The organism is Thermodesulfobacteriota bacterium (assembly GCA_036482575.1).
In the GTDB taxonomy this organism is placed as follows: Bacteria; Desulfobacterota; GWC2-55-46; order GWC2-55-46; family JAUVFY01; genus JAZGJJ01.
Genome location: JAZGJJ010000210.1, coordinates 1 through 2,862 on the forward strand (window position 1 = coordinate 1; position 2,862 = coordinate 2,862).

At 57.5% G+C, this 2,862-nt stretch carries 4 protein-coding genes; 1 reads left to right on the forward strand and 3 read right to left on the reverse strand.

Annotated elements, in window-relative coordinates:
* Together V3W31_09335 and V3W31_09340 are read right to left on the reverse strand one after the other, a co-directional pair.
* On the reverse strand, nucleotides 1-808 hold an 808-nt coding region (locus V3W31_09335), incomplete at its 3' end, for a leucine-rich repeat domain-containing protein (protein MEE9615128.1).
* A 134-nt stretch (nucleotides 809-942) separates the two neighbouring features.
* Complete coding sequence (locus V3W31_09340; GenBank protein ID MEE9615129.1) at nucleotides 943-1,257, reverse strand: PilZ domain-containing protein; 315 nt, start codon at nucleotides 1,255-1,257, stop codon at nucleotides 943-945.
* A gap of 254 nt (nucleotides 1,258-1,511) precedes the next feature.
* Between V3W31_09340 and V3W31_09345 the strand changes: the two genes are divergently transcribed.
* Nucleotides 1,512-2,081: a helix-turn-helix transcriptional regulator gene (locus V3W31_09345; protein MEE9615130.1), complete on the forward strand. Its 570-nt coding sequence runs from the start codon at nucleotides 1,512-1,514 to the stop codon at nucleotides 2,079-2,081.
* 34 nt (nucleotides 2,082-2,115) lie between these two features.
* Here V3W31_09345 and V3W31_09350 read toward each other — a convergent pair whose 3' ends face one another.
* Entirely contained in the window at nucleotides 2,116-2,805 is a 690-nt protein-coding gene (locus tag V3W31_09350; GenBank protein ID MEE9615131.1) for a hypothetical protein, read from the reverse strand.
* Nucleotides 2,806-2,862: the final 57 nt, after the last annotated feature.

The window sequence follows — 2,862 nt, forward strand, 5'->3', positions numbered from 1 at the left end:
GGTTGTTGGAAATTATTCCCGGTATATCGGCGCAGTAGGCACCATCGCCGAGCGGGTTGTAGCGGAGGTTCAGATCGGTCAGTTTTATAAGTCCCGAGAGCGCGGAGAGGTCGCTTACCTGGTTGGAGCTGAGGTTCAGCCAGCCCAGCCTTTCAAGTCCCGAGAGCGAGGAGAGGTCGCTCAGCTGGTTGGAACCCAGGTTCAGCCAGGCAAGTTTTGTAAGTCCCTCAAGGGCGGAAAGGTCGAGTCTCTGGTTCGAGCCCAGGTGCAGCATGGTCAGGTTCGTAAGTCCCGCGAGCGGAGAGATATCGTTTATCTGGTTCGAGCCCAGGTGCAGCCGGTCCAACCTCGTAAGCCCCGCCAGCGGAGAGATGTCGCTTATCCGGTTATCCGTCAGAAAGAGCCAGATCATATTCGTATGTCCCGAGAGCGCTGAAATATCGCTTATCCGGTTGCCCCTCAGAAGCAGCCGCTCCAGCTTCGTAAGCTCCGCCAGCGCGGAGATATCGCTTACCTGGTTACGGTCCAGCCCCAGCAGGGTTAGGTTCCTGGCATACTCGAGGCCCGTGAGGTCGGTTATACCACGGGATGTGGCGCCAAGGGTGATAAGCTTCAGCATATCCCCTTCGGTCGGGTAGGTCACGTCCAGGGCCTTCTCTATGGCGGCCCTCAGGTTCTTATCGGGGATGTATACCGGGTCGCTCTCCCCCGCGGCCGCATAGTTCACCAAAGGAGAAAAGAGGGGAGAAAAGAGGAACAGGGCCGCCGTCATGACAAACAACAATGCGCAGGTGCGGTATCTTTTCATTATAGTATTCCCTCCTCCGTATCTTTATTAGTAATACAACTTATTAATATAGAAAAGCCCTCTTACCACGCGCCGTCCCTCTACGCGCGGACAAAGTCAAAGCGCCGCTCTTGCTCCGACCACCAAGCCTTGGGTCAGGCTATGCTGGAGGGGCCGGCCCTCTCCCCGGCGAGGAACTGCAGCCCCACCAGGAACTTGCCGCTATTGCCGACAGGTTGCGCCCACCTGACCTCGGCAAAGCCCGGCAGAGCCGTTTCCGTACCCTGACGCGGCAGAGCGAGTTTTACCACCTTGCCCGGCGTGTGGGTGCCGTTCGTAAGGATACGCGCCCCGCCCGTGGAGATGTCAATAACCTTTGCGATAAAGGTCTCCACCTTCCCCACCCACGTGTTGAGCTCGCAGGTCAGGGCCTCGGGCAGCATGTCTCTTCTGTAGTCACGTTTTTCCATGGTCAAATATCCGCTCCTTCCTTGCCTGATCTACTGTAAGAATAGCACCATTTCTCACCCCTGTCTATCCCCCAAAAGTGGGGATTTCGCTTAAATCCGAAATTCGTCCAAAAAGGCCCTTTTTGCCCGGATTTTCAAGGTTCCGCATAGAATAAATCCATATTTTCTTGATTTGAGCCCTATTTTATTGTAATATATCCGGGTCGTTTAAAAAAAACTCTTTACCACCTTATCCCGCGGGGGGGGCAAACACCTTGGACTCGTTCGACGACATCGTCCGCAAGAGATCCATGCCCGGAGTGGTAATCCTCAGCACCGAAGAGGAACCGGTCTACATAAGCGACGACGCGCTGCGCACACTGAAGGAGATCAACGGCACGGACGGCTCCCCTCCTGACACCGCCCCCCCCATACCGGATGAAGTTTACCGGCTCTGCAGGTCCATGAACGGCGGGTCAAAGGACGAAGAAGACGCGCCGTCCCACTCCGCCGCCATCTCCCGGGACGGCAGGCAGTACATGATGCGGGCGAGCCCGCTCTTCAGGACCGAAACGCAAAAAGAGTCGGAACCTTCCTACATCATGGTCGTGATCGAGCCGTACCTCAAGGAACGCCGCGTGGATACCACCAGGACCGTGGCAAGGTTCGGGCTCAGCAAGAGGGAGGCCCAGATCGTGGACGAAGTCGTGAAGGGGGGCACGAACAGGGAAATAGCCGAGGAGCTCGGCATAAGAGAGGACACGGTTAAAGACCATATAAAGAACATAATGAGGAAGATGGACGTCCACAGCAGGACGGCGATATTCTCCAGGGTAACCCGTTAAGGGGGCCCGGCCCGGACGCCTCATCCCAGCCCTCTCAGAACTTCGTTTCGAGAAGCCCGAACTTAAGAGATCTCTTTTTCACCCTCTCCCAGTCCGGTGGTATTGCGGGGCTGAACGTCTCCTCGCGCGGTGCGGGGCCGAACGCTACCTCCTCGCTCTCGTAGCTCTCGCGGACGAAGACCTTATCTCCGACAACGAGCAGGTACTCTTTTTTAAGGACCACCTTCTTCTCCTTATCGATCCAGTAGGTGAGTTTAACGTCTCCCTCCTCGAACTTCCCGTCCGCGATCAAGACCCAGCAGCCCCTGCCCGCGACATCCTCCTCGCCGGAGAACGACGAGCGCAAGAGCGGCTCCATGCCGTCGGACATCTTCCAGAATGGCAAACGGGCGGACCCGTCGGTCTCAAGATGCCTTGCCTCCTTCGCCGAGGGGAGCAGATGCCAGAAAACCTCCCCGTCGTATACGGCCTCGAACCGCCCTTCCGAATCGACCAGACGGAACTTCCTGCCGCTCACATCGACCTTCACCCTCGCCATAACCGAATATAACCCCTGTCCGGGGGTCTTGACCCTGTGTATCCAGACGCCGGAAAAGCTCTTATCGTCCGCGTTGACCTCCTCGACGAGCGAGGCGGCGCGGGCCGGGCCCGCGTATACGAAAACGACAGCCGCCAGCGCGGCAAAAGCCGCCGCCCTCGATATCACCGGTATCAGGCCTGCCATGATAATGGATTCCCTCCGGAGAACTTCCTCACCGGCGCATTATACACCATCCGCGCC